The following is a 19,484-nucleotide window of genomic DNA, read 5'->3' as shown; positions in this document are numbered from 1 at the left end:
ACAGCACCGGGCAATCCACCGGATGGCACTGCCGACGGCACGCAACGTTATCCTGACCCTACGCGACCCGCCCGTGTGACCTAGGACACCAGGCCCGCCCATGCGCCTCAGCCAGGATGAGACCCGCCGCCGCTTCGCCACTGCGCGAGTGGCCCGGCTGGCCACCGCGGATGCCGGCGGGCGGCCGCATCTGGTGCCGGTCACCTTCGCGCTGCTGCGCGCGCCGGACGCGATCGTGTTCGCGGTGGACCACAAGCCCAAGCGCGGCACCGACCTGCGGCGGCTGCGGAATATCGAGGTGAACCCGGAGGTGTGCTTCCTGGTGGATCACTACCAGGATGACTGGTCCGGGTTGTGGTGGGCGCGCGCGGACGGCCGCGCCACGATCCGCACCGACCCCGCGCAGCGTTCGGCCACGGTGGAGGCGCTGCGGGCGAAGTACCCGCAGTACGCGCAGCGGCCGCCGGAGGGGCCGGTGGTGCTGACCGAGGTCACGCGCTGGAGCGGCTGGGCGTTCAGCTGACCGGGACGAGTTCGGCCAGCAGCGCCCGTACCCTGCGGTCGATCTCCTCGCGGATGGGGCGAACGGCGGCGAGGTCCCTGCCCGCAGGATCGGCCAGTGTCCAGTCCAGATACCGCTTGCCAGGGAAGACCGGGCAGGCGTCCCCGCAACCCATGGTGATCACGACATCGCTGGCCTGCACGGCGTCGGTGGTCAGCTTCGTCGGCACCTCCGCGGAGATGTCCAGGCCGATCTCCCGCATGGCTTCGGCTACCGCCGGATTCACCTCATCGGCGGGCGCCGACCCGGCGGAACGCACCCGCACCCTGCCGCGGGCATGGTGCTGCAGCAGCGCGGCGGCCATCTGCGACCGGCCGGCGTTGTGCACGCAGACGAACAGGACCTCGGGGATATCGGACACGAACCCTCCTCATGCTCAGTGCTCAGCGTGGTTCAGGGTGGCAGCGGCGGCGCAGGGCCAGCGACACGTACACCAGCGCCACCAGCACCGGAACCTCGATCAGCGGGCCGACCACGCCCGCGAGGGCCTGGCCGCTGGTGACCCCGAAGGTGCCGATCGCGACCGCGATGGCGAGTTCGAAGTTGTTGCCGGCGGCCGTGAACGCCAGAGTGGTCCGGCGCTGGTACGGCAGGCCGAGCGCGCGGCCGAGGGCGTAAGATCCGGCCCACATCAGGACGAAGTAGGCCAGCAGCGGCAGGGCGATCCGGCCGACGTCCCATGGCCTGCTGGTGATCGCGTCCCCCTGAAGGGCGAACAGGATCACGATGGTGAACAGCAGGCCGTACAGCGCGAACGGGCCGATCCGGGGCAGGAACCGGGTCTCGTACCAGTCCCGGCCCTTGCGCCGCTCGCCGAGCCGGCGGGTGAGGTAACCGGCGGCCAGCGGGATGCCGAGGAAGATCAGCACGTTACCGGCGATCTCCGCCATGGAGACCTCCAGCCCGGTGGTGGGCAGGCCGAGCCAGCCGGGCAGCACCGCGAGGTAGAACCAGCCCAGTACGGCGAAGGCGAGCACCTGGAACACCGAGTTCACCGCCACCAGTACCGCCGCGGCCTCCCGGTCGCCCCTGGCGAGGTCGTTCCAGATGATCACCATGGCGATGCACCTTGCCAGCCCACGATGATCAGGCCGGTGCGATACTCCGGCAGGTCCGGCAGGAACAACCAGGCCAGCGCGAACATCAACGCCGGCCCCAGCACCCAGTTCAACAGCAGGGAGGGGATCAGCAGGCGACGATCACCGGTGACGGTGTCCAGCCGGTCGTAGCGGACCTTGGCCAGTACCGGATACATCATCACCAGCAGGCCGAGCGCGATCGGCAGTGAGATGCCGGTGACGGTGACCTGCGCCAGCGCGTCCCCGAGTCCGGGCAGCAGGCGGCCGAGCCCGAGGCCCGCCGCCATCGCCGCAAGGATCCACACCGGCAGGAAGCGGTCGAGTGTGGACATCCGGCCCGCGACCGGCAGCGTGGCGGGATCCGCGGTCCGGGTGGTCACGAACCACCCCCGGCGACGGCGGGCGTGCCTGCCGGTTCGCCGACCGGGCGGCTGAGCAGCGTGGCGAGCCGGTCCGTGGCCTCCGGCAGCAGCCAGTAGTAAACCCAGGTCCCACGCCGCTCGCAGTCGATCAACCCGGCCTGCCGCAACAGTTTCAGGTGGTGCGAGATCGTGGGCTGGGAAAGCTCGAAGGCGGGGGTCAGCTCGCAGACGCAGACCTCTCCCCCGGCACGGGTGGCGATCATCGACAGCAGGCGCAGCCGGATCGGGTCTCCCAGCGCCTTGAACACCGGCGCCAGCTCGGCCGCCTGCTCCGCCCCCAGCGGCGCGGCCAGCAACCCGGCGCAGCAGTCCTCGGCCCGACCAGGACCCTCTTGCATTGACATTCTTCTATGTTGACAGATCTCGATCCAAGGCGCAAAGTCTGTATCGACAGACATCGATACAGAAGGGAAGCTCCAGATGAGCGAGCACCCCGAGAACCTGCGCGAGACCGTCCGGGAGCGCTATGCGGCCGCGGCCGTCGCCGCTAGCTCCCCAGCGGCGAACGGCGGCTGCTGCGGAGCTGGTCCGGTTGCGCCCGAGGACAACTTCGGCGCCGCGTTGTATGCCCTCGCCGAGCGCGAGGAACTGCCCGCCGACGCGGTCGCCGCGGCACTGGGCTGTGGTAACCCCACCGCGGTCGCCGAGCTACGGGAGGGCGAGCGGGTCCTCGACCTCGGCTCGGGCGGCGGGATCGACGTCCTGCTCTCCGCCCGCAGGGTCGGGCCCGCGGGCAAGGCCTACGGCCTGGACATGACCGAGGAGATGCTGGCGCTGGCGCTGGCCAACGCGCAGCAGGCCGGTGCCACCAACGTGGAGTTCCTCAAGGGCACCATCGAGGCTATCCCGCTGCCCGCGAGCACCATCGACGTCGTGATCTCCAACTGCGTGATCAACCTGTCGGTGGACAAGCCCAGCGTGTTCGCCGAGATGTTCAGGGTACTGGCTCCCGGCGGCCGGATCGGTGTCTCCGATGTGGTCGCCGAGGACCGGCTCAGCCCCGCGCAGCGCGCCGAGCGCGGCTCTTATGTCGGCTGCATCGCGGGCGCGCTCAGCTTCACCGAGTACCGCGACCAGCTGGCTGCCGCCGGATTCACCGGCATCGAGCTCAGCCCCACCCACCAAGTCGCCGACGGCATGCACTCGGCGATCGTGCGCGCCACGAAGCAATCCGGTCCGACCCCGGTGGATTCCTGAGCAGCAGGATCGACCTACTCGGCCGCGGCCCGCGCGGCGAGCCGCGGCCACTGGGCGGTGGGCCGCCCGTTGGTGCGCTGCTGCGCACCGGTGACGGGGAAGGGCTGTGGCCAACCGGGCGGGGAGTCCTCCCACGTTTCCTGCCTGCCGTAGGGGGTCAGGTCGAGCAGTTGATAGGTGGGCGCCATCCCCTCCACACCGCGGCGGGTGGTCCAGTAGGTCTCGAACACCCGGTCGCCCTGCCGGAGGTAGCAGGCCAGCACGAAGGGCCCGCGCCCGTACAGCAGGGGCTCGAGTGAGTCCTTCGCGGAGTACCAGGGCATCTCCCAGCCCATGAACTCGTGGTAGGCGACGCTTTCCTGGTAGGGCCCCTGGCTGAAGATGGCATAGGTGACGTCGCGGGAGTGCAGATAGGACAGTTCACGGACCTGCGAGGTGTAGAAGGTGCATCCCTCGCACTGGTCCTGCCATAGCTGCCCCTCATGCCACATGTGATAGAAGACGACCAGCTGGCTGCGACCTTCGAAGGTCTCCAGCAGCGAGACCGGGCCTTCCGGGCCGACCAGCGGGATCGTGGGATCCATCTCGACCATGGGCAGCCGCCTGCGGGCCGCGGCGATCGCGTCGCTCTCCCGGGTTTGGGCCTTCTCCCTTGCCCGCAGTTCGTCCAGCCGTGCCTGCCAGGTGGCCCGGTCCACGACCTCCGGCAGTTCCGGTTCCTGCCCGGCCAGCGGCGGCCTGGCCGGAAGGGAATCACTCATCTCTGCTCCAGATGCTCTGTCCGTGCCCTGCTTCAGCCGGACGCCTGTCCCGAATGCATGAACGGCGCACCCGAGCAGTGGGAAGACGATCAGCCACTGCCTGCCGGTGATCGCCGCGGGCGCTTCCGGGGTCGTCGTCACGTGCCAAGCCCGTTTTCCGCGGGTCGTGACCGCGGCGCTACTGGTCCCGCCGGGCCGCCACGGCCTCGGCGGCCGTCTGCGGCTTCAGGGAGCTGTTCGGGTTTCCCTTGCCGGTGGCGATCAGGTTCCGCAGGCTGCCGTTGATGTAGAACGTCCACCCGTCGGAGCAGGCATCGAAGCACGCGAGCCCGGGATGCAACCCTTGGTGGGTGAACCGGACCTCGGTCACCTCCTCGTCCTGCTCGGAGATGTCGAAGTGGATCGTGGTGTCGATCCACTCCGTGTGGTGCTCGATAAAGTTGAAGTAGTTGTCGAGTACCAGCCAAGAGATCTTGCGGTCGGGAATGGCCTCCGTCACACGAATCTTGCAACGATGCACTTCGCCGTACCGGTACGTGAACTCGTCTCCGGGTCTGGCCGCGCCGCCTTCGATCTCCTCCGACCACCAGCCGCGAACGTCGACGATCGCGGCATAGGCTTCTCGCGGACTCTGCTTCACCAGGAACGCGGTGGTGAAACTCTGATCGCTCATCATTCCTCGATTACAACGCGCGGAACAAGGTTGTGACATACTGGCACGAGTACTTGCATCACACTAGTTGCTCTTGTTGTATCAAGCAAGTTAACGCCATGACTTGCATCATGCAAGCTTGTGTGTCAAACTGAACCAATGCTGGGACGTCGTTACCCAGGCCAAAACTGTTCCGCAGCACGTACGCTCGAACTCGTTGGTGAGCGGTGGAGTCTGCTCATCGTCCGCGATGCGATGTTTGCCGGGATAACTCGCTTCACCGATTTCCAACGTAGCTTGGATATCGCGCCGAACGTGCTGGCCAAGCGGCTGGGCGAGTTCGTCGGGGCGGGGATCTTCGAGCTCCGCCCGGGCAGCGGCGGCAGTCGTACCGAATACGTGCTCACCCGTAAGGGCCGCGAGCTACAGCCGATCATCGTCGCGCTCACCGAATGGGGTAACCGGTGGGCGGACCAGGACGACAATCCCATCACCTTCGAGCACGAAGGCTGTGGTGGGCAGGTCGCGTTGCGGATGGAATGCTCCTGCTGCGACGGTCAGCCCTCGCCTGTGGAGGTCAAGCGTGGTCCGGTCGGCCCTGGAGAACCCACCTCCCAGCAGAAGGCCCGGCCAGGCTGATGCGCTCCGTTGCACATCGTGCACCACCAAATGAGACGAATACGGCTCGTGCCTGGCGATCGGGCGGTGGCGTCCGGATCATCAGGTACGAGCCGAGGTCTCGATTGTGCCGGTCAGGGGAGCTGCTGTAGCCCACCCCCGGTCAGCATGTAGGCGGGTTTGAGGTCAGCGGGATCGGTGCGCACCAGGTCGACCAGCGCGTCACCGGCGATCCGCGGGGTGAGTAGCGGGCGCTGTGGCTCGAGGAACTCGTCTACCGACTTCCCCGCGGACGCCGCGTACGCCCGCACCGCGGGCTCGCCGACGCCGGTTTCCGGCGCGAACCTCGGCAGGATCGTGGTGAACGTGATGTCGAGGCCGGCACGCCTCGCCTCGTCCTGGGCATACGACGTGATGAACCGCTGGGTGGCCTTCGCCCCCGCGTAACCTCCGCTGAGTGGTGAACCCCCGATCGCCGCGCCGCTGCTGACCACGACCACCCTGCTGCCCGGCCGGAGCGGCTTGAGCAGGATCTCGCGTAGCCAGTGGAAGGTCATCCGCACGTCGCTCTCCCAGTTGACCGAGAACGTCTCCCACGTCTGCTGCTGCAAGGGGCGCATGTGGGGGGTCGCGCCGGCCACCAGAGTGATCACCTCCGGCTCATGGCGGTCGAGCAGGCTGGCAACTGAGGTGGCCGCACCCGCATCCGCGATCTCCGGATGAATTGTGCCGGAGCCGTTGGCAGGTTCCGGGAAGTCCGCGGCGGTGCGGGACACGGCGACCACCGGGGCGCCGGCCTCGGCGAAGGCCGTCGCAACGCCGTAGCCAAGGCCGCGGCTCGCGCCGACGACGATCGTGGTCCTGCCGGACAGGTCGCTCATTGTGTCCTCCAGATCATAACTTCCGTATCGATCTCGTCGGTCCAGGTCATTGTTCCGGCTTCGTACGACACTTTCCAGCCGGTAGGCCACGCAGTCCGGCCACCGGTAACCGCGCACCGGCGGCCGGACTGCGCGCGCTCCTTCGACAACAGCCCCTAGGACTGGTACCGGGTTCCGTTCCACCAGTTGGCACCCGGAGCCGCCGCGTTCGCGTCGTCGTACCGGTCCTTGTGCCGCCACCAGTCCCACGGGTGCTCGAGCTGGTCCTCTTGCCGTCCCAGGGCAGTGATATCCAGATAGTTGTAGAAGTTCTTGAAGATTTCCCCGCCACGATCGAAAATCGAGTAGGTGAAGAAGACCTCGTCACCATCCCGGATGAACGCACTCACCCCGGGGGACTCGCCCAGCTCGGAGGTGACCTCGTAATCATAGTTGAAGTCACTGCCGAATGAGGAGTACCAAGGCATGTCCCAGCCCATGCGGGCCTTGAACGGCTCGAGCTTCGAAAGCGGCGCACGGGAGATCATCACGAAGGTGGTGTCCCGCGCCCACATGTGCGCGAGCTCGCCGACGCTGTCCGCCTGCATGGAGCAGCCGATGCAGCCTTCCTCGTCGTCCGGCCCGAACATGAAATGCCGCACCACGAGCTGCCGGCGACCTTCGAAGAGGTCCAGCAACGTGACCGTGCCGTTCGGGCCCTCGAACAGGTACTCCTTGTCCACCCGGACCATCGGCAGGCTACGCCGCTCCTCGGCGATCATGTCGCGGGCGCGGGTAACCTCTTTCTCCTTTTCAAGCAGAGCTTTACGTGCCTCCAACCACTCTTCTCTGGTAACAACTTTCGGTAGGTTCATCAGATCTCCTCAAGGTTTGTCCGGGGAGGATCCGCCGCGACCGGAGCCGTGGACCATGACGGACACCGGCTCCTGATCGGAACCACCCCTCATCCAGACTCCATGAGCTAGCGCGACGTTTCTTCTTTCAAATTGACTTCTCGAGCCCGAGAAATCCGAGCTGGAAAGGTAGTTTACGAATTAGCGTGGAAAGGCGGTGGAGCCGCGCGGGGTACGCTCGACTCCACCGCCGGCCACGGTGGTCACGGCAGCTGCCGGAACCCGTCAGGCGGCGCGTTCCCGCTCGGCGAGGCTGCGCCGCTCGATCTTGCCGACCGGGGTACGGGGGATCTGGTCGATGAACTCGACCTGCCGGATCTTCTTGTACGGCGCCACCCGCTCCGCCACGAACGCCATGATCTCCTCAGCGGTTACCGGCTCCTTCGCGACCACGAAACCCTTCGGGATCTCGCTGGCCTCCTCGTCCGGTACCCCGATCACCGCGGCGTCCGCGACCTTCGGATGAGTGAGCAGCACCGCCTGCAGCTCCGCCGGGGACACCTGCTGCCCCTTGAACTTGATGAGCTCCTTGATGCGGTCGACGATGGTGAGTTCGCCATCGTCGTTGAAGTAGCCAAGATCGCCGGTGTGCAGGAAACCGTCCGGCTCGAGTACCGCACGGGTGGCTTCCTCGGCGTTGAGGTACCCCTTCATCACATGGGGTCCCCGCACCAGGATCTCGCCGTTGCGGTTGGGTCCCAGCTCCTCCCCCGTGGTCACATCGATGATCTTGCACTCGATGTTGGGGGCGTTGCGGCCGACCGAGCCGGGTGCCACCGGTTCCTCGGGCTGCATGAACGACACCAGCGCCTCGGTCAGGCCGTACCCCTGCCCGATCTGGCAGCCGAGGCGACTGCGGACCAGATCGGCGATCTCCGGGTCGAGCGCTGCCCCGCCGGAGACGATCCCGCGGACGGAGGACAGGTCGTACTGGTCCGCCAGCGGGCTCCTGGCCAGCAGCACGGCGATCGTCGGCACCACGTACAGCCGGGTGATGCGGTGCTCCTGGATCGCCTTCAGGTACGCCTCCGGGTCGAACCGGGGCATGGTGACGATCGTCGCGCCCTGCAACAGGCTCGAGTTCATCGCCATAACCAGACCGAAGGCGTGGTGGAAGGGCGGCACGGCGAGCACCTTCTCGTCCGCGCCGAGCGGGGCGGTCTCGGAGATCTGGAGCACGTTGGCGATCATGTTCCGGTGCGTCAGCAGCACGCCCTTGGGATATCCAGTGGTGCCGCTGGAGTGGAGCAAGGCCACCACATCCTGTGCCGGGTCGATGTCCGGTTCGGGTGGATCCTCGTCCGCCTCGAGCAACGAGGACATCGAGGTCGCCCCGTCCGCTTCCCCGAGCACGACCAGCTCGGCAACGTCCGTGCGGGCCTTGAGCTCCTGCGCCTTGGGCAGATCGGAGGGCAAGGTCACCAGGAAGCGCGCGCCGGACTCGTTCAGATGCCCGACGAGCTCGTCTGTCGTGTCGAGCGGGTTGATCACCATGACCGTGCCCCCCGCGGTGGCCGCCGCGTGGAACATGATCGGATACTCGGGCACGTTCGGCGCCAGGATGGCAAGCACGTCGCCCTTGCGGAAGCCGCGGTCGTGCAGCCCGGTGGCGGCACGTCGGATGGCCGAGGCCAGTTCCCCGTAGCCGTACTTGTGCTCCCCGGCCAAGTCGATCGCCGCCACCCTGTCGGCGTGCTGCTCCGCCCGTTGCAGCACATAGGACGTGAACGACATTTCGGGTACGTGAGCGCGTGGACCGCTGAAAATCATGACTTCGCGTCCGCCCGCTCGTAGCTCTTCAGACCGGGCTGGTAGGCGCGCTTCTTGAACTGGTTCAGCGCGACGTTGATCCATTCGTTGTTGCTCAGCCGGGACAGCTCCCACAGCTTGGCCTGGTCGTAGTCGATTGCTGCCGGAAGGTCCAGTGTGGTCGTACGCTCGTAGACCTGCTTCGCCAGCTCCAGCGTAACGGGGTTCTTGTTGACGATCTTGCCGACGATGCGCTCGGTCTCCGCGTCCAGCTGGTCCGGCGGCACGGCCTTGTTCACCAGGCCGTACTCCTCGGCCTGCTTACCGGTGAGCGTGTCCCCGGTGAGGATATAGTAGAGCGCCTGCTTGCGGGGCAGGTTGTGAGTCACGGCCCAGGTGGCGCCGCCGGCGGGAAAGATGCCGAAATTGATCTCCGACAGTCCGAACAGCACGGTCTCGGAGCTGACCGCCAGGTCGCAGAGGCCGGTCACCTCGAACCCGCCACCGAAGGCGAACCCGTTCACCTTCGCGATGGTGACCGCCGGAAACGCCTTCAGGCGCTGGAACCACTTGAGGGCCACCAGATTGGTCCGGTAGAACCGCTGCGGATCCTCGAACGGCTCAAGGAAGCATTCCTCCAGATCCATCCCGGAACTGAAGCTGTCACCATTTCCTGTGATGACGACCGCCTTGACACCTCCGGCCTCCTCGATGGCGTCCAGTGCCTCATTCATGTCGCGATGCATTTGAGGGTTCATCGCATTTTTCTTGTCCGGGCGGTTGAAGTAGATCGTAGCCGTTGGCCCGTCGATTTCGAGGTTCACAGTGTCCAGCGTGATCACGTTAATCCTTCTTCCTCTAGACGAGTACACAGTCACACATGCATTGACCGCTTTCACCGAAGAGTTCGGGCCACCGCAGAAGGACCTCTCGGATGTAGCGACCGACAATATGAGCATCACATGGCGCACATTTGCGGGCATCTCTCGGCTTGCCTTCCTTCATCGGGCAACCCGAGTTCGCCTGTACGCCCGTACCGTTCTGTTCGGCACGAGTGTAGGGCCCACAAGATGCGGACAATCAGGTATTGCGACTGTCCAGGTGCCTCGGCCCTGCCACGCTTGGTCCTGTGACCAGCGATGACATCGACCCGAGGCGCCCGATCCCGCCCCCTGGGACGGGGTCGGCCACCGTCACATATTAAGATAACTTGTACGAAAACCTGAGGCTGTTCTCGATGCTCGGCAATATCGGACACCGCTGAATATCAATAACGATCGACTGTCGCATCTTCCGAATTGCCGCGCCTGGGTACGCAGCGCGACCGGGTGAGACTACCACCCGGATGGCTCAACCGCGGGCAATTCGACGGGCCTAGTGGGTCAGGTACGGCATCCATACGGGCTAACCATACGGCCACCGATCAGGCTATTCAAGTTTTTGAAACCTACGACGATGGCCTAAAAAATGCCGTCTCGATCTTGTTCCTCAATTCCACGGAGGGTGATTAACCCCCAGGGAAGCTTGCCGTGTCGTTTTATCACGTGCTACGTTGAGAATACTGCGGGAATAGCCAACTTGGGGCAGCATGGACCAGCATGCAATGCGGGCCATAGAACGCTCGATCGGTTATATGCGAGAAAATCTCGCTGACCGGATAACCGTTGACGACATGGCCCGAACGGCAAATTTTAGCAAATTCTACTTTACTCGACTTTTTCGGAAGATAACGGGCGTCTCTCCGGCTCGATATTTGTCGGCGCTCAGGCTCAAGGAAGCAATGCACCTGTTGCTGACGTCGTCGTCGACCGTGGCCGACATCAGCTACCAGGTCGGCTACAATAGCCCGGGCACGTTCAGCTCTCGCTTCCGGAGCGGCGTGGGTGTCTCCCCTATCGCGTTCCGCCAGTTGGGCGGTTACGCTCCGCGCCGCGCGCTGGAGACCCGCGCGCACCGGGTGAGCAGCTCGGGCGCGACCATGCGCGGCAACATGCGGGTTCTCGATGGAGGCAGGCGCGGCTACACCTTCGTGGGGCTCTTCCGCGAGTCCATCCCGCAGGGTACCCCGGCCAGTTGTACCGTGCTGTCCGGTCCTGGCCCATTTGTGCTGGACGAGGTCCCGCACGGCACTTGGCACGTGCACGCGCAGGCGATCGCCCTTGGCGCCGAGGTGCCGACGACCACGACGAGGGATCCCGCCGACACGCCCTATGTCGGCTCCTACGGACCCGTGGTGGTACGCAATGGGACTCCGACGATCGCGGTCGACCTGGTGTTGCGCCCGCAACGGACCCTCGATCCACCGGTGCTCATCGCGCCGGTCGACATGCGGTCGGTGGCGATGGCCGAGTTGGAGATCGAGGACCTTCCGGATGCGGTCTCGGCGGGATGAGGCCTGTTGTATGAGTCCTCGCAGGTCTGATCCAAAAGCCCGGCAATCCTTCATCGAGATCGGCGCACGGTTGCTCGCGGAGGAGGGGCCGAGCGCCCTGTCCGCCCGCCGGGTCGCAGCCGAAGCGGGCAGCTCGACCATGGGCGTCTACACCCATTTCGGCGGGATGAGCGGGCTGGTCAGGGAGATCGTCTACGAGGGGTTCGCCCGCCTGCAGGAGTACATGACCAGCGTGGCGAAGACCGAGGACCCGGTAGCCGATATGGCCTTGCTGGGCCACGCCTACCGACACAACGCCCTGTCGAATCCGCACCTGTACGCGGTCATGTTCGGCGGTTCCTCCCTCGCGGGCTTCTCGCTATCCGAGGACGACCGGCAGCACGGGCGGTACACCCTGTCGAATGTCGTGGAGTGCGCCAGCCGGTGCGTGTCCGTGGGCCGGTTCAGCCCGCTGGATGACGACCTCATCGCCCATCAGATGTGGTTCGCGACGCACGGGCTGGTCACCCTCGAGCTCGGCGACTACCTGGTCGAGCCATGGAACGCCGAGCACTGCTTCGAGATCCAGCTGGTACGCCTGATGATCGGCGCCGGAGACGACCCCGAGGCAGCGGCCCGGTCGGTGGCCGAGGCCCGGATGCGCTTCGAGACCGAGTTCCTCGGCAGGTCGGGATCGACCACCGCCGCCGCGGCCGCCAGGAGCCGGGCCGCCAGCGGCCTCTGCCGACACTAGCGCCGCCCAGCACCTCGCCACTACACCCGCGCCCCCGCCGCGGATGCCCTGAACGTGGCGATCAGGACGCTCAACGTCGCGAACGGCACATCCGAGACGTCTGACGTCGCGAAAGCCACGTTCAGGGTCTGCGGGCTCCGGTGCGGCGCCGGAGCCCGTTCCTTCGTTCCGCACAGCGGCGGCCCGCCGCACCGAACCTGGTTCGGTGCGGCGGGCCGCCGTCCTTGCCGCTACGCCACCCGGTGGAAACCGCCGTTGTAGAACACCAGCGCCCGCTGCCTGGTGATCCGTAGCGAGCTCAGTACCCTGCCGACGAAGATCGAGTGATCGCCACCCGCATAGTCCTCGGTCACCTCGCATTCGAGCCAGGCGAGCGAACCGGACAGCAGCGGGGCACCGGTGTGCGGGCCCGCCACCCAGTCCACGGTGTCGAACTGGGCCGCCCCGGTCGGCCTGCGCTTGTCGGCGAAGTAGCGGGCCAGCTCCTCCTGGTCGGCGCCCAGCATGGACACCGCGAAGCAGCCGGCCTCCTTGATCGCCGCATGCATCCGCGCGGTGTGGCTGACGCAGCACAACACCAGGGGCGGATCCAGCGATACCGAGGTGAAGGCGTTGGCCGTCATGCCATGGATGCGCGCACCGGGTGCGGTGAGCACGGTGAGCCCGGTGGCGAGCTGCGCCATCGCCTCCCGCAGCGACACCGGCTCGGCCGTCTGGTCGGCCTGGACGGTCGAGGCCCCGGTATACCCGTTGTCGCTCATCTCATCCCCCCGCGGCGGTCATCACCGACGCCCTGGCGGCGTCGCGTGACTCGGCGTAGGGGGTGAGTGCGGCCACGAGCTCCTCCGGCACCCTGGACGGCGCGGTACTGGCATTGGGCCCGCGCATGCACGCGACCCGCTGCCTGCCCTTGGCCACCAGGAACTCCACATCTTCCTTGAGGTGCACGTAGTCGAAGCTGAACTGGATCTGCGTCTGGGTCAGCTCCTCCAGCCGCATCCGCACGGCCAGCTCGTCGAAGGCGGTGATCTCGGCGTAGAACTCGCACTCCACCTTGAGCGTGAACAGCTTCAGGTCGTCCTGCAGCTCGGCCAGCACGCCGGGCGCCTTCTCCCGCAGGAACATCTCCCGGCACCGTCCCTGCCAGCGCAGGTAGTTGACGTAGTACACGTTGCCGACGAGATTGGTCTCCTCGAATCCGATGGTGTGCCGTATTTCGTAGTAGCCGGCCATCAGCGTCCTTCCTTTCCAGTGAGCACCGCGAACACGATGGGATCGGGCCTGCCTTCGATCCGGGTCACCCAGGTCGCGACCGTGGTGTCCCCCGCGGACAGCAGCACCCACCGGTTGTCATGGATCTTGCCCACGGTCAGCGCCTGCGTGGTGGCCCCCGCCTTGCGCAGGCACTCCAGCGCGGCCCAGACCCTGGTGTTCGCCACCGCGTCTTCCTCGTTGCCGCGCAACAGGTCCCGTGCGGGCAACTGCGCCGCGCCCAGCAGCGCGGCCCAGTCGTCATCGGAACGGTCCACCGCGGCCTCGACATCGCAGGCCAGCCTGCCCGCACCCGCGATGGCCATGGTGAGGCCCTCACCGTGCGAGGCGGACACCGTGGCGTCCTCGGTCTCCGGCTTGCCGTCCGGGCGGTACCGCAACTCGACCGGCCGCCCGAGCGCCCTGCTCATCGCGAGCTGGGTCTGCGCGCGCCGCTCGGTGCCCCCGGCAGCCTGCTCGGCGTCGGCCGGGTCGGGTTCGACCACCACCGCGCGGCTACCACCGAGCACCCGCTCCAGCGTCCGCTCGAGATAGGAGCCGAGCATGGACGGCACCCACGGACCGCTGCCGTCGTTCTTGCGCACGGCACGCAGGGTCAGCCCCTCCCAGCGCTCCAGCAGCGTGCCGGAGGGCGAGCTGAGGTCGACGTCGTAGGTGTAGCTGTCCCCGTCCTGCTCCCGTTCCCTGGCGTCGAGCACCACGTACTCCGGTTGCTCGCCGCCTGCCGGGGTCAGGTACAGCCGCTCGATCCGCTCCGGCAGCAGGGTGGCGTCCGGGACGCAGCACTGCAGCGCGTGCATGGCCACATCGCGGGTGCCGGGGTCGGCGAGCAGCATGTCCTGTGGTACGAAGGTGGCGAACCAGCCGGGCTGCGGGCTCGCGGCGATCTCGGCGACCGCGTGCCGGGCGTTCGCCCTCCGGTAGCCGATCAACCGCTGGAACCGCTTGCCCTGGAACATCAGCCCGCCGTAGAGCTCGGCCGCCGGGTCCACCGGCACGGCGGGCAGCTCCGCCGCGACCGGGTGGTGCTCGGCTGGCAGCTCCGGGCGCGGCCAGCGCAGGGTGGCCCGGAAGTGGTCGGTGCCGAAGCCGGTCTCCTCGCTGCGGATCACCACATCCACCACACCGGGCGCGGTGACCAGCGCGGCGATCCGCACGGTGGTCTGCCCGTCCGGCCGCACCACGATGGGCCGCAGGAACTCCATGTTCTCCAGCAGCGGCCTGCCTTCGTCCTCGCTGAGTACCGAGGCGACCTGGGTCATCGCCTCCATGCTGAGCACCGCGGGGAACAGCAGGTCGCCGTCGATCTCGTGGTCGGAGAGGTACGGGTCGCTGCCCGGGGCCAGGTCCGCCTCGGTGACCAGTTCGATGCCCGGGTAGTACGCCTTGACCCGGTCCACGAAACGCAGCAGCGGCAGGCTGGGCCGCTCCAGGGTCAATGTCGGCAGGTCGCCGCTGCGGCCGCTCATCACCAGCACCGGCCCGGCCGAGGGGTCGGCCAGCACCTTACGCAGCAACTCCAGCCCGCTGTCGGTGGAGATCGGCGTGATCCCGTCACGCATCAGGGCCTCGACCACACCGAGCCGCTCCCCCATGCCCGCGCCGGACCAGACTGACCATTCCAGGGCCAGCACCCGCGCTGCCGGGTGCTCCCGCTGGAACCGCACGGTCAGCTCGGTCATCCAGTCGTTGGCTGTGGCGTAGTGCGCCTCCCCACGTAGCCCGGCCCTGCCGATGATGCTGCCGAAGGTGACCAGGAGCTTGATCTTGTCCCCGTCCACCGCGTCCAGCACGGTCCGCAGCCCGGTGATCTTGGGTGCGAGCGTGCGGCGGAAGGTCTCCTCGGACAACGTGGCCAGGCCTTCCGGCTCGTTGCGCCCTGCCCCGTGCAGCACCGCCGTGACGTCGCCGAGCTCGTTCTGGATCTCGGTCACGGCCTGGGAGACCGCCTCGGGCGAGGTCACGTCGGCCTGGGCGTAGCGGTAACGCACGCCTGCCGCGTCCAGCCGGGCCAGGTTGGCCGCGAGCTCGGTGTCCTCCGCTGGATCACTGCGCCCGAGCAGGCCAAGGCCGGCCCCGGTGTCCGCGACGATGGCCAGTGCGCTCTCCGCGGTGATGCCCTTGCCGCCGCCGGTCACCAGCAGCACATCGTCCGCGCCCAGCTGGGCCTGCCCGGACTCCGCCGGGGTCACCGGGTTCAGCACCGGGACCAGCCGCCTGCCCTCGGCGTCGTAGCGCACCTCGGCGAACCCGTTCGTCGCCCGCGCCTCGGTGACGACCCTGGTCACCGCCAGCCGCAGGTCCTCCTGGCCGGCCGGGGTGACCTCCGGAAGCTCCACGATCGTGGTCGTGGTGGACGGGTTCTCCAGGTGCAACGTCCTGGCCAGGCCGGAAGCGCCGAGGCCCTGCTGCACCACGACCAGCCGGGGTGCGGTCAGCGCCGCCCTTGCCGCATCGAGGAACAGGCCGACGTGTGTCTCGTCGCAGTCGGCGGGCAGGCAGAGCAGCACGCCGTCCCCGAGGCCAGCACCGGAAAGGGCGCCGGTCAGCGGCTCAGCCAGCGGATGGCCCTCCGGGGCGAAGACCGACCATTGACCCGCGGCACTCACGCTGCCGACCTCGGCCGGCGGGTGCGGGCGCTCGACATGGGTGACCGCGAACGGGCGCACCCAGGCCGCCACGCCGGGCGCCTCCTGCGCGGGGGCGTCCTGCTCGTGTGCGGTGTCGGCGAGCTGGTCGATGATCTCGGCGAGCTCACCGATCCGCACGGTGGCGAAGTTCGGCGTCGCGGTCAGTGGCGGCCTGCCGAGCTCCTTGGTCACCTCGTTCACCAGCTGGCCCACCGTGATGGAGCTCAGGTGCAGGTCGTCCAGCGGATGCGTGTCCGCGGAGACCGCCTCCAGCGGAAGCTCCACCCGCTCGGCGGCGAGTTTGCGTAGCAACTCGATGGTGGAGACCTGCTCGGCACCGGCCTGCGCCTCGGGTTCGATGGCAGGAGCGCCGGGTGCCGCCGCGGCCGCCGTGGTCACCACGTCCGCACTGAGCTCGGGCGCGGTCTCGCAGGGATTGGTGAGGAAGCTGAACTCCGCGTCCACCGGCAACGGCTTGATGCCCCGCCTGGCGAAGAGCACGGTGGGGTCCACCGCGACACCCGCGGCGAAGGCAGCACCGATCACCGTCAGCAGCGGGCCAAGCGAGGCGTTGTCGGTGTCCACCGACAACACCCGCGTGTCCGGGGAGATCTGGCCGACCAGCCCGGCGAGCACCCGGCCGGGCCCGGCCTCGATGACCAGGTCGGCGCCTTCGACCGCGCGGGCCGCGGCCTCGTGGAACCGCACCGGCTCGAGGACCTGGTCCCGCAGCAGGGTGCGCACGTCGACGTCCGACTCGAGTACGGCACCGGTCACCGTCGACACGACCGGGCGGGTCAGGGCGGCGAAGGACATCTCGGCGAGCCGCTCGGTCATCCCGTCCGCCGCAGGGGTGACGAAGGGCGAATGGAATGCGTGCGACACATTGATGCGCGCCGCGGTGATTCCCTCGTCCGTCGCTTTCTTGCACACCAGTTCCACCGACTCGACCGAACCGGAAACGACGGTCTGTTCCGGCCCGTTGTATCCGGCGATGACCACGCCAAGACCGTTGGCCAGTTCCCTGGCCTTTTCCGGGCCGGTGCCGAGCCCGGCCATCGTGCCGCCGCCGCGACTGGCGCTGGCCATGACCTGCCCCGGATGCGGGCCAGCGACAGCAGCTGGTGGCCGCCCATCGCGCCGCCCCAGGACAGCGCGGTCAGCTCGCCGAGACTGTGCCCCACCGCGATATCGGCGTCGATGCCGACGCTGTGCAGGACCCGGGTTGCGGCAAGGGAACCGGCCACGATCCGGGGCTGGGCGACCTCGGTGGCCACCTGGTCGCCGGTCGAGGACACCCCGGCGGTGGCGAAGACGTTCTCCGCGGCCGGGAACCGGCGCCGGATCGCGCCGACGGCCCCACGTCCCGAGCCCTGGCCGGGGAACAGGTACGCGATCCGCGGTGCCGCGGAGGCGTGCTCGACGAAGATCCCCTCGTTCGGCGCGAAGATCCGCTCCTGCCCGGAGTCCAGCATCGCGATCAGCTTGGCCAGCTTCTCGCCCGCCTCGTCCGGGCTGGTCGCCACCACGGCGGCCCGCCACGGGTACCTGGCGAGCTCACCGGCGAGGGTGCCCGCGAGGTCGGCGAGCTCGGCGAAGGCGAGTTTGCCCGTCAGCCCCTCGACCTGAGCCGCCCGGTCCCGCAGGCCCGCGGCGTCCGGGGCGTCCAGCAGCAACAGTTCGGCGTCCTGCCTGCCGGTTACCAGGTCCGTCACCCCGGGCGAGATGCCGGTCTTGCGCTCGACGTTGCGCGGCTGCTCGACGGTGATGTGCGTGTTGATCCCGCCGAAGCCCATCGCCGACACGCCGGCCCGGATGGGCTGGTCCTTCGGCCACAGCTCGGCCTGTTGCGGCACGTACATCGCCGCGTCCTCGGCCGTCAGCAGTGGGTGCGGTTCCTGCTGGCCGGTGCCCGGCGGGATGACCTGGTGGTACACCGACAGCACCGCCTTGATCAGGCCGGCCACCCCGGCAGCGGCCTTGGTATGGCCGAAGTTGCCCTTCACGGTGCTGAGCGCGGCCTTGCGCGCCGCGGGGTCGGCGTCGCGCCGGGCCGAGGACAGTGCCTCGATCTCGGTGGCATCGCCCAGTGCGGTCCCGGTTCCGTGGCCCTCGAAGTAGGAGACGGACTCCACGCCGTATCCGGCGCGGTGGTAGGCCCGCTGCAGGGCGAGCCGGTGCCCGCTGGCCTCGGGGCGGGTGATGCCGCCCTTGCCGTCCGAGGAGACGCCCCAGCCCGCGATCGAGGCGTAGATGTGCCGCATGCCCTGATCCAGCGCGTCCTGCTCGCGCATGAGGACCACGACGCCGGATCCCTCCCCCGGCCAGAACCCGTTGGAGTCGCGGTCGTAGACCTTCATCTCACCGGTGGCCAGCGCTCCCGTCTTGGCGAAGCCGATCACCTCGAACGGGTCGATGGACAGGTCGACCCCACCCGCGATCGCCACGTCCAGGTCACCCTCGACCAGGGACTTCGCCGCCGTGGTCACCGAAAGCAGGGAGGAGGAGCATGCGCCGTCCACGGTGTAGCCACCGCCGTGCAGGTCGAAGTAGTTGCAGATCCGGCCCGCGATGGTGTTGGCGAGCCCGCCGGCAAGGCTGTCCTCGTCGATCGGCGGGAACGGCGCCTTGTACTGCTGCTCGAGCCCGGCGAGGAACTCGCCGACCTCGTCATTGTCCCAGCCCTTGTCGGCCAGCGCCGCGGCGACCGTGCGGCGCACGTACGGCCAGCGCAGCCGCATCAGGTTGGCCCTGGAGAACTCGCCAGTCAGGCTGTTGCCGATCACCACGCCGGTGGACTGCCTCGGCAGGCCGGCGCCGTCCGGGAACCCGGCGTCGGCCAGCGCCTGCGCGGTCACGTCCAGCGCGAGCCAGTGCGTGAGATCGGTCGAGCGGTAGGTGCTGCCCGCGACCCGGTACTTCACCCGGTCGAACTCGTAGTTGCGCAGCACCGCGGCCTTCCTGGAGTAGAACCGGTCCGGCGCGGCGGGATCCTCCGCCCAGTAGTCCTCCTTGTTCATCCGCTCATCCGGGAGGTTCCGAAATGCGCGGCGGCCGGCAAGCAGGTTGTCCCAGAACTCACCCGGCGAATTCGCGTCCGGGTACTTCAAGCCAATTCCGACGATCGCAATTCGCGTATTCGTCATAATTCTCGGTCCTTCCGAGATATCGGTGTTTTCGACGCCCACCGTCGATACGGTGATTTCCACACGGATCCAGCCTGGCGAGCCATGATCGCGGCGTCATCTTTGATTGTGCCCTCGGATGTCCGTGACCAGCCTTTATTGCATAACGGCGTGATTCGATTTGGCCACGGTGGTGCAATTCCATAAGAACGTTATGAAACCACGAGCAGGAACTTCTTTTGCCGTGCGACCGACCAGAAGGGCTATCGGGGAGATCGGCTCGCGGGGTATACTGACAACGTACGTTACATGATCGGCCGTGGGTCGCGAAGGCAAGATTCCGCTGATTTTCTCTCATTGTGTCGTCCCCGTCCGCAGTGGCTTCCACCCCGGGAACGGATGCCTGTCCGGCAGCGAGCACGATCAGAGTGGCCTCCACATGATGCGGTCTGTGACGCTCGAATGGACACAAGCAGGCAACTCAGCAAGTGTGCCCAGAAATTTCGCCGATGGCGATG

General features: G+C 67.5%; 15 protein-coding genes and 2 pseudogenes. 5 read left to right on the top strand and 12 right to left on the bottom strand.

The genetic code is table 11. The annotated features are described in order from the left end of the window. Nucleotides 1–100: 100 nt before the first annotated feature. Nucleotides 101–523 carry a TIGR03668 family PPOX class F420-dependent oxidoreductase gene (locus KOI47_RS17505; RefSeq protein ID WP_216204446.1) on the top strand — a complete coding sequence of 141 codons (423 nt, stop codon included), beginning with the start codon at nt 101–103 and terminating at the stop codon, nt 521–523. Here KOI47_RS17505 and KOI47_RS17500 read toward each other — a convergent pair. The 3 genes and pseudogenes from KOI47_RS17500 to KOI47_RS17490 all read right to left on the bottom strand — a co-directional run bounded on the left by KOI47_RS17500 (nt 516) and on the right by KOI47_RS17490 (nt 2,407). After that, entirely contained in the window at nt 516–923 is a 408-nt protein-coding gene (locus KOI47_RS17500) for an arsenate reductase ArsC (protein ID WP_216204443.1), read from the bottom strand. The two genes, KOI47_RS17505 and KOI47_RS17500, sit on opposite strands and share 8 nt — an antisense overlap. Before the next feature lie 22 nt (nt 924–945). After that, nucleotides 946–1,973, bottom strand: a pseudogene (arsB, locus tag KOI47_RS17495) (ACR3 family arsenite efflux transporter). A 44-nt stretch (nt 1,974–2,017) separates the two neighbouring features. After that, the gene (locus KOI47_RS17490) at nt 2,018–2,407 is read right to left on the bottom strand and encodes an ArsR/SmtB family transcription factor (RefSeq protein WP_216204439.1); all 390 of its coding nucleotides are present in this window, start codon (nt 2,405–2,407) and stop codon (nt 2,018–2,020) included. Between the two features lie 76 nt (nt 2,408–2,483). On the opposite strand from KOI47_RS17490, the gene arsM reads away from it, so the two are divergent. Then, nucleotides 2,484–3,260 (top strand): arsenite methyltransferase, encoded by a 777-nt coding sequence (arsM, locus tag KOI47_RS17485; protein ID WP_216204435.1) that lies wholly within the window; start codon nt 2,484–2,486, stop codon nt 3,258–3,260. A 14-nt stretch (nt 3,261–3,274) separates the two neighbouring features. Here arsM and KOI47_RS17480 read toward each other — a convergent pair whose 3' ends face one another. Then, entirely contained in the window at nt 3,275–4,021 is a 747-nt protein-coding gene (locus KOI47_RS17480; protein ID WP_216204433.1) for a DUF899 family protein, read from the bottom strand. A gap of 178 nt (nt 4,022–4,199) precedes the next feature. Next, nucleotides 4,200–4,694, bottom strand: a complete 495-nt coding sequence (locus KOI47_RS17475) for an SRPBCC family protein (RefSeq protein ID WP_216204429.1) — start codon at nt 4,692–4,694, stop codon at nt 4,200–4,202. A 138-nt stretch (nt 4,695–4,832) separates the two neighbouring features. On the opposite strand from KOI47_RS17475, the gene KOI47_RS17470 reads away from it, so the two are divergent. Beyond that, entirely contained in the window at nt 4,833–5,312 is a 480-nt protein-coding gene (locus KOI47_RS17470) for a winged helix-turn-helix transcriptional regulator (protein WP_216204426.1), read from the top strand. A 113-nt stretch (nt 5,313–5,425) separates the two neighbouring features. Here the strand turns inward: KOI47_RS17470 and KOI47_RS17465 are convergent, their stop codons facing one another. From KOI47_RS17465 to KOI47_RS17450, 4 genes are all read right to left on the bottom strand, one after another. Further along, the gene (locus KOI47_RS17465; RefSeq protein WP_216204423.1) at nt 5,426–6,172 is read right to left on the bottom strand and encodes an SDR family oxidoreductase; all 747 of its coding nucleotides are present in this window, start codon (nt 6,170–6,172) and stop codon (nt 5,426–5,428) included. A gap of 155 nt (nt 6,173–6,327) precedes the next feature. Beyond that, on the bottom strand, nt 6,328–7,026 hold the full coding sequence (locus KOI47_RS17460) for a DUF899 domain-containing protein (protein WP_216204420.1): 699 nt from the start codon (nt 7,024–7,026) through the stop codon (nt 6,328–6,330). A gap of 264 nt (nt 7,027–7,290) precedes the next feature. Further along, nucleotides 7,291–8,799, bottom strand: coding sequence for an AMP-binding protein (locus KOI47_RS17455; RefSeq protein WP_232376082.1), 1,509 nt, complete (start codon nt 8,797–8,799; stop codon nt 7,291–7,293). A 32-nt stretch (nt 8,800–8,831) separates the two neighbouring features. Beyond that, nucleotides 8,832–9,656 (bottom strand): p-hydroxycinnamoyl CoA hydratase/lyase, encoded by an 825-nt coding sequence (locus KOI47_RS17450; RefSeq protein ID WP_216204415.1) that lies wholly within the window; start codon nt 9,654–9,656, stop codon nt 8,832–8,834. Nucleotides 9,657–10,402: 746 nt separating this feature from the next. Here KOI47_RS17450 and KOI47_RS17445 point away from each other — a divergent pair. Next, entirely contained in the window at nt 10,403–11,206 is an 804-nt protein-coding gene (locus tag KOI47_RS17445) for a helix-turn-helix transcriptional regulator (protein WP_232376811.1), read from the top strand. 10 nt (nt 11,207–11,216) lie between these two features. Further along, on the top strand, nt 11,217–11,939 hold the full coding sequence (locus KOI47_RS17440; protein ID WP_216216981.1) for a TetR/AcrR family transcriptional regulator: 723 nt from the start codon (nt 11,217–11,219) through the stop codon (nt 11,937–11,939). A 230-nt stretch (nt 11,940–12,169) separates the two neighbouring features. Here KOI47_RS17440 and KOI47_RS17435 read toward each other — a convergent pair whose 3' ends face one another. From KOI47_RS17435 to KOI47_RS17425, 3 genes and pseudogenes are all read right to left on the bottom strand, one after another. Continuing rightward, nucleotides 12,170–12,622, bottom strand: coding sequence for a flavin reductase family protein (locus KOI47_RS17435; RefSeq protein ID WP_232376876.1), 453 nt, complete (start codon nt 12,620–12,622; stop codon nt 12,170–12,172). 79 nt (nt 12,623–12,701) lie between these two features. Further along, on the bottom strand, nt 12,702–13,172 hold the full coding sequence (locus tag KOI47_RS17430; RefSeq protein WP_216216979.1) for an acyl-CoA thioesterase: 471 nt from the start codon (nt 13,170–13,172) through the stop codon (nt 12,702–12,704). After that, nucleotides 13,172–18,987, bottom strand: a pseudogene (locus KOI47_RS17425) (type I polyketide synthase). Before KOI47_RS17425 ends, KOI47_RS17430 begins: the two are co-directional and overlap by 1 nt. Between the last annotated feature and the right edge of the window lie 497 nt (nt 18,988–19,484).

It is taken from the genome of Amycolatopsis aidingensis, from assembly GCF_018885265.1.
In the GTDB taxonomy this organism is placed as follows: domain Bacteria; phylum Actinomycetota; class Actinomycetes; order Mycobacteriales; family Pseudonocardiaceae; genus Amycolatopsis; species Amycolatopsis aidingensis.
Note: the sequence above shows the minus strand (reverse complement) of the source record. Positions and strands in the feature narration are given on the sequence as shown.

Coding starts and splice junctions, on each gene's coding strand:
- KOI47_RS17445 (WP_232376811.1), top strand. CDS start 10,403: ATGGACCAGCATGCAATGCGGGCCATAGAACGCTCGATCGGTTATATG.
- KOI47_RS17455 (WP_232376082.1), bottom strand. CDS start 8,799: ATGTCGTTCACGTCCTATGTGCTGCAACGGGCGGAGCAGCACGCCGAC.
- KOI47_RS17465 (WP_216204423.1), bottom strand. CDS start 6,172: ATGAGCGACCTGTCCGGCAGGACCACGATCGTCGTCGGCGCGAGCCGC.
- KOI47_RS17440 (WP_216216981.1), top strand. CDS start 11,217: ATGAGTCCTCGCAGGTCTGATCCAAAAGCCCGGCAATCCTTCATCGAG.
- KOI47_RS17460 (WP_216204420.1), bottom strand. CDS start 7,026: ATGAACCTACCGAAAGTTGTTACCAGAGAAGAGTGGTTGGAGGCACGT.
- KOI47_RS17490 (WP_216204439.1), bottom strand. CDS start 2,407: ATGTCAATGCAAGAGGGTCCTGGTCGGGCCGAGGACTGCTGCGCCGGG.
- KOI47_RS17435 (WP_232376876.1), bottom strand. CDS start 12,622: ATGGCGCAGCTCGCCACCGGGCTCACCGTGCTCACCGCACCCGGTGCG.
- KOI47_RS17430 (WP_216216979.1), bottom strand. CDS start 13,172: ATGGCCGGCTACTACGAAATACGGCACACCATCGGATTCGAGGAGACC.
- KOI47_RS17505 (WP_216204446.1), top strand. CDS start 101: ATGCGCCTCAGCCAGGATGAGACCCGCCGCCGCTTCGCCACTGCGCGA.
- KOI47_RS17475 (WP_216204429.1), bottom strand. CDS start 4,694: ATGAGCGATCAGAGTTTCACCACCGCGTTCCTGGTGAAGCAGAGTCCG.
- KOI47_RS17470 (WP_216204426.1), top strand. CDS start 4,833: ATGCTGGGACGTCGTTACCCAGGCCAAAACTGTTCCGCAGCACGTACG.
- arsM (WP_216204435.1), top strand. CDS start 2,484: ATGAGCGAGCACCCCGAGAACCTGCGCGAGACCGTCCGGGAGCGCTAT.
- KOI47_RS17480 (WP_216204433.1), bottom strand. CDS start 4,021: ATGAGTGATTCCCTTCCGGCCAGGCCGCCGCTGGCCGGGCAGGAACCG.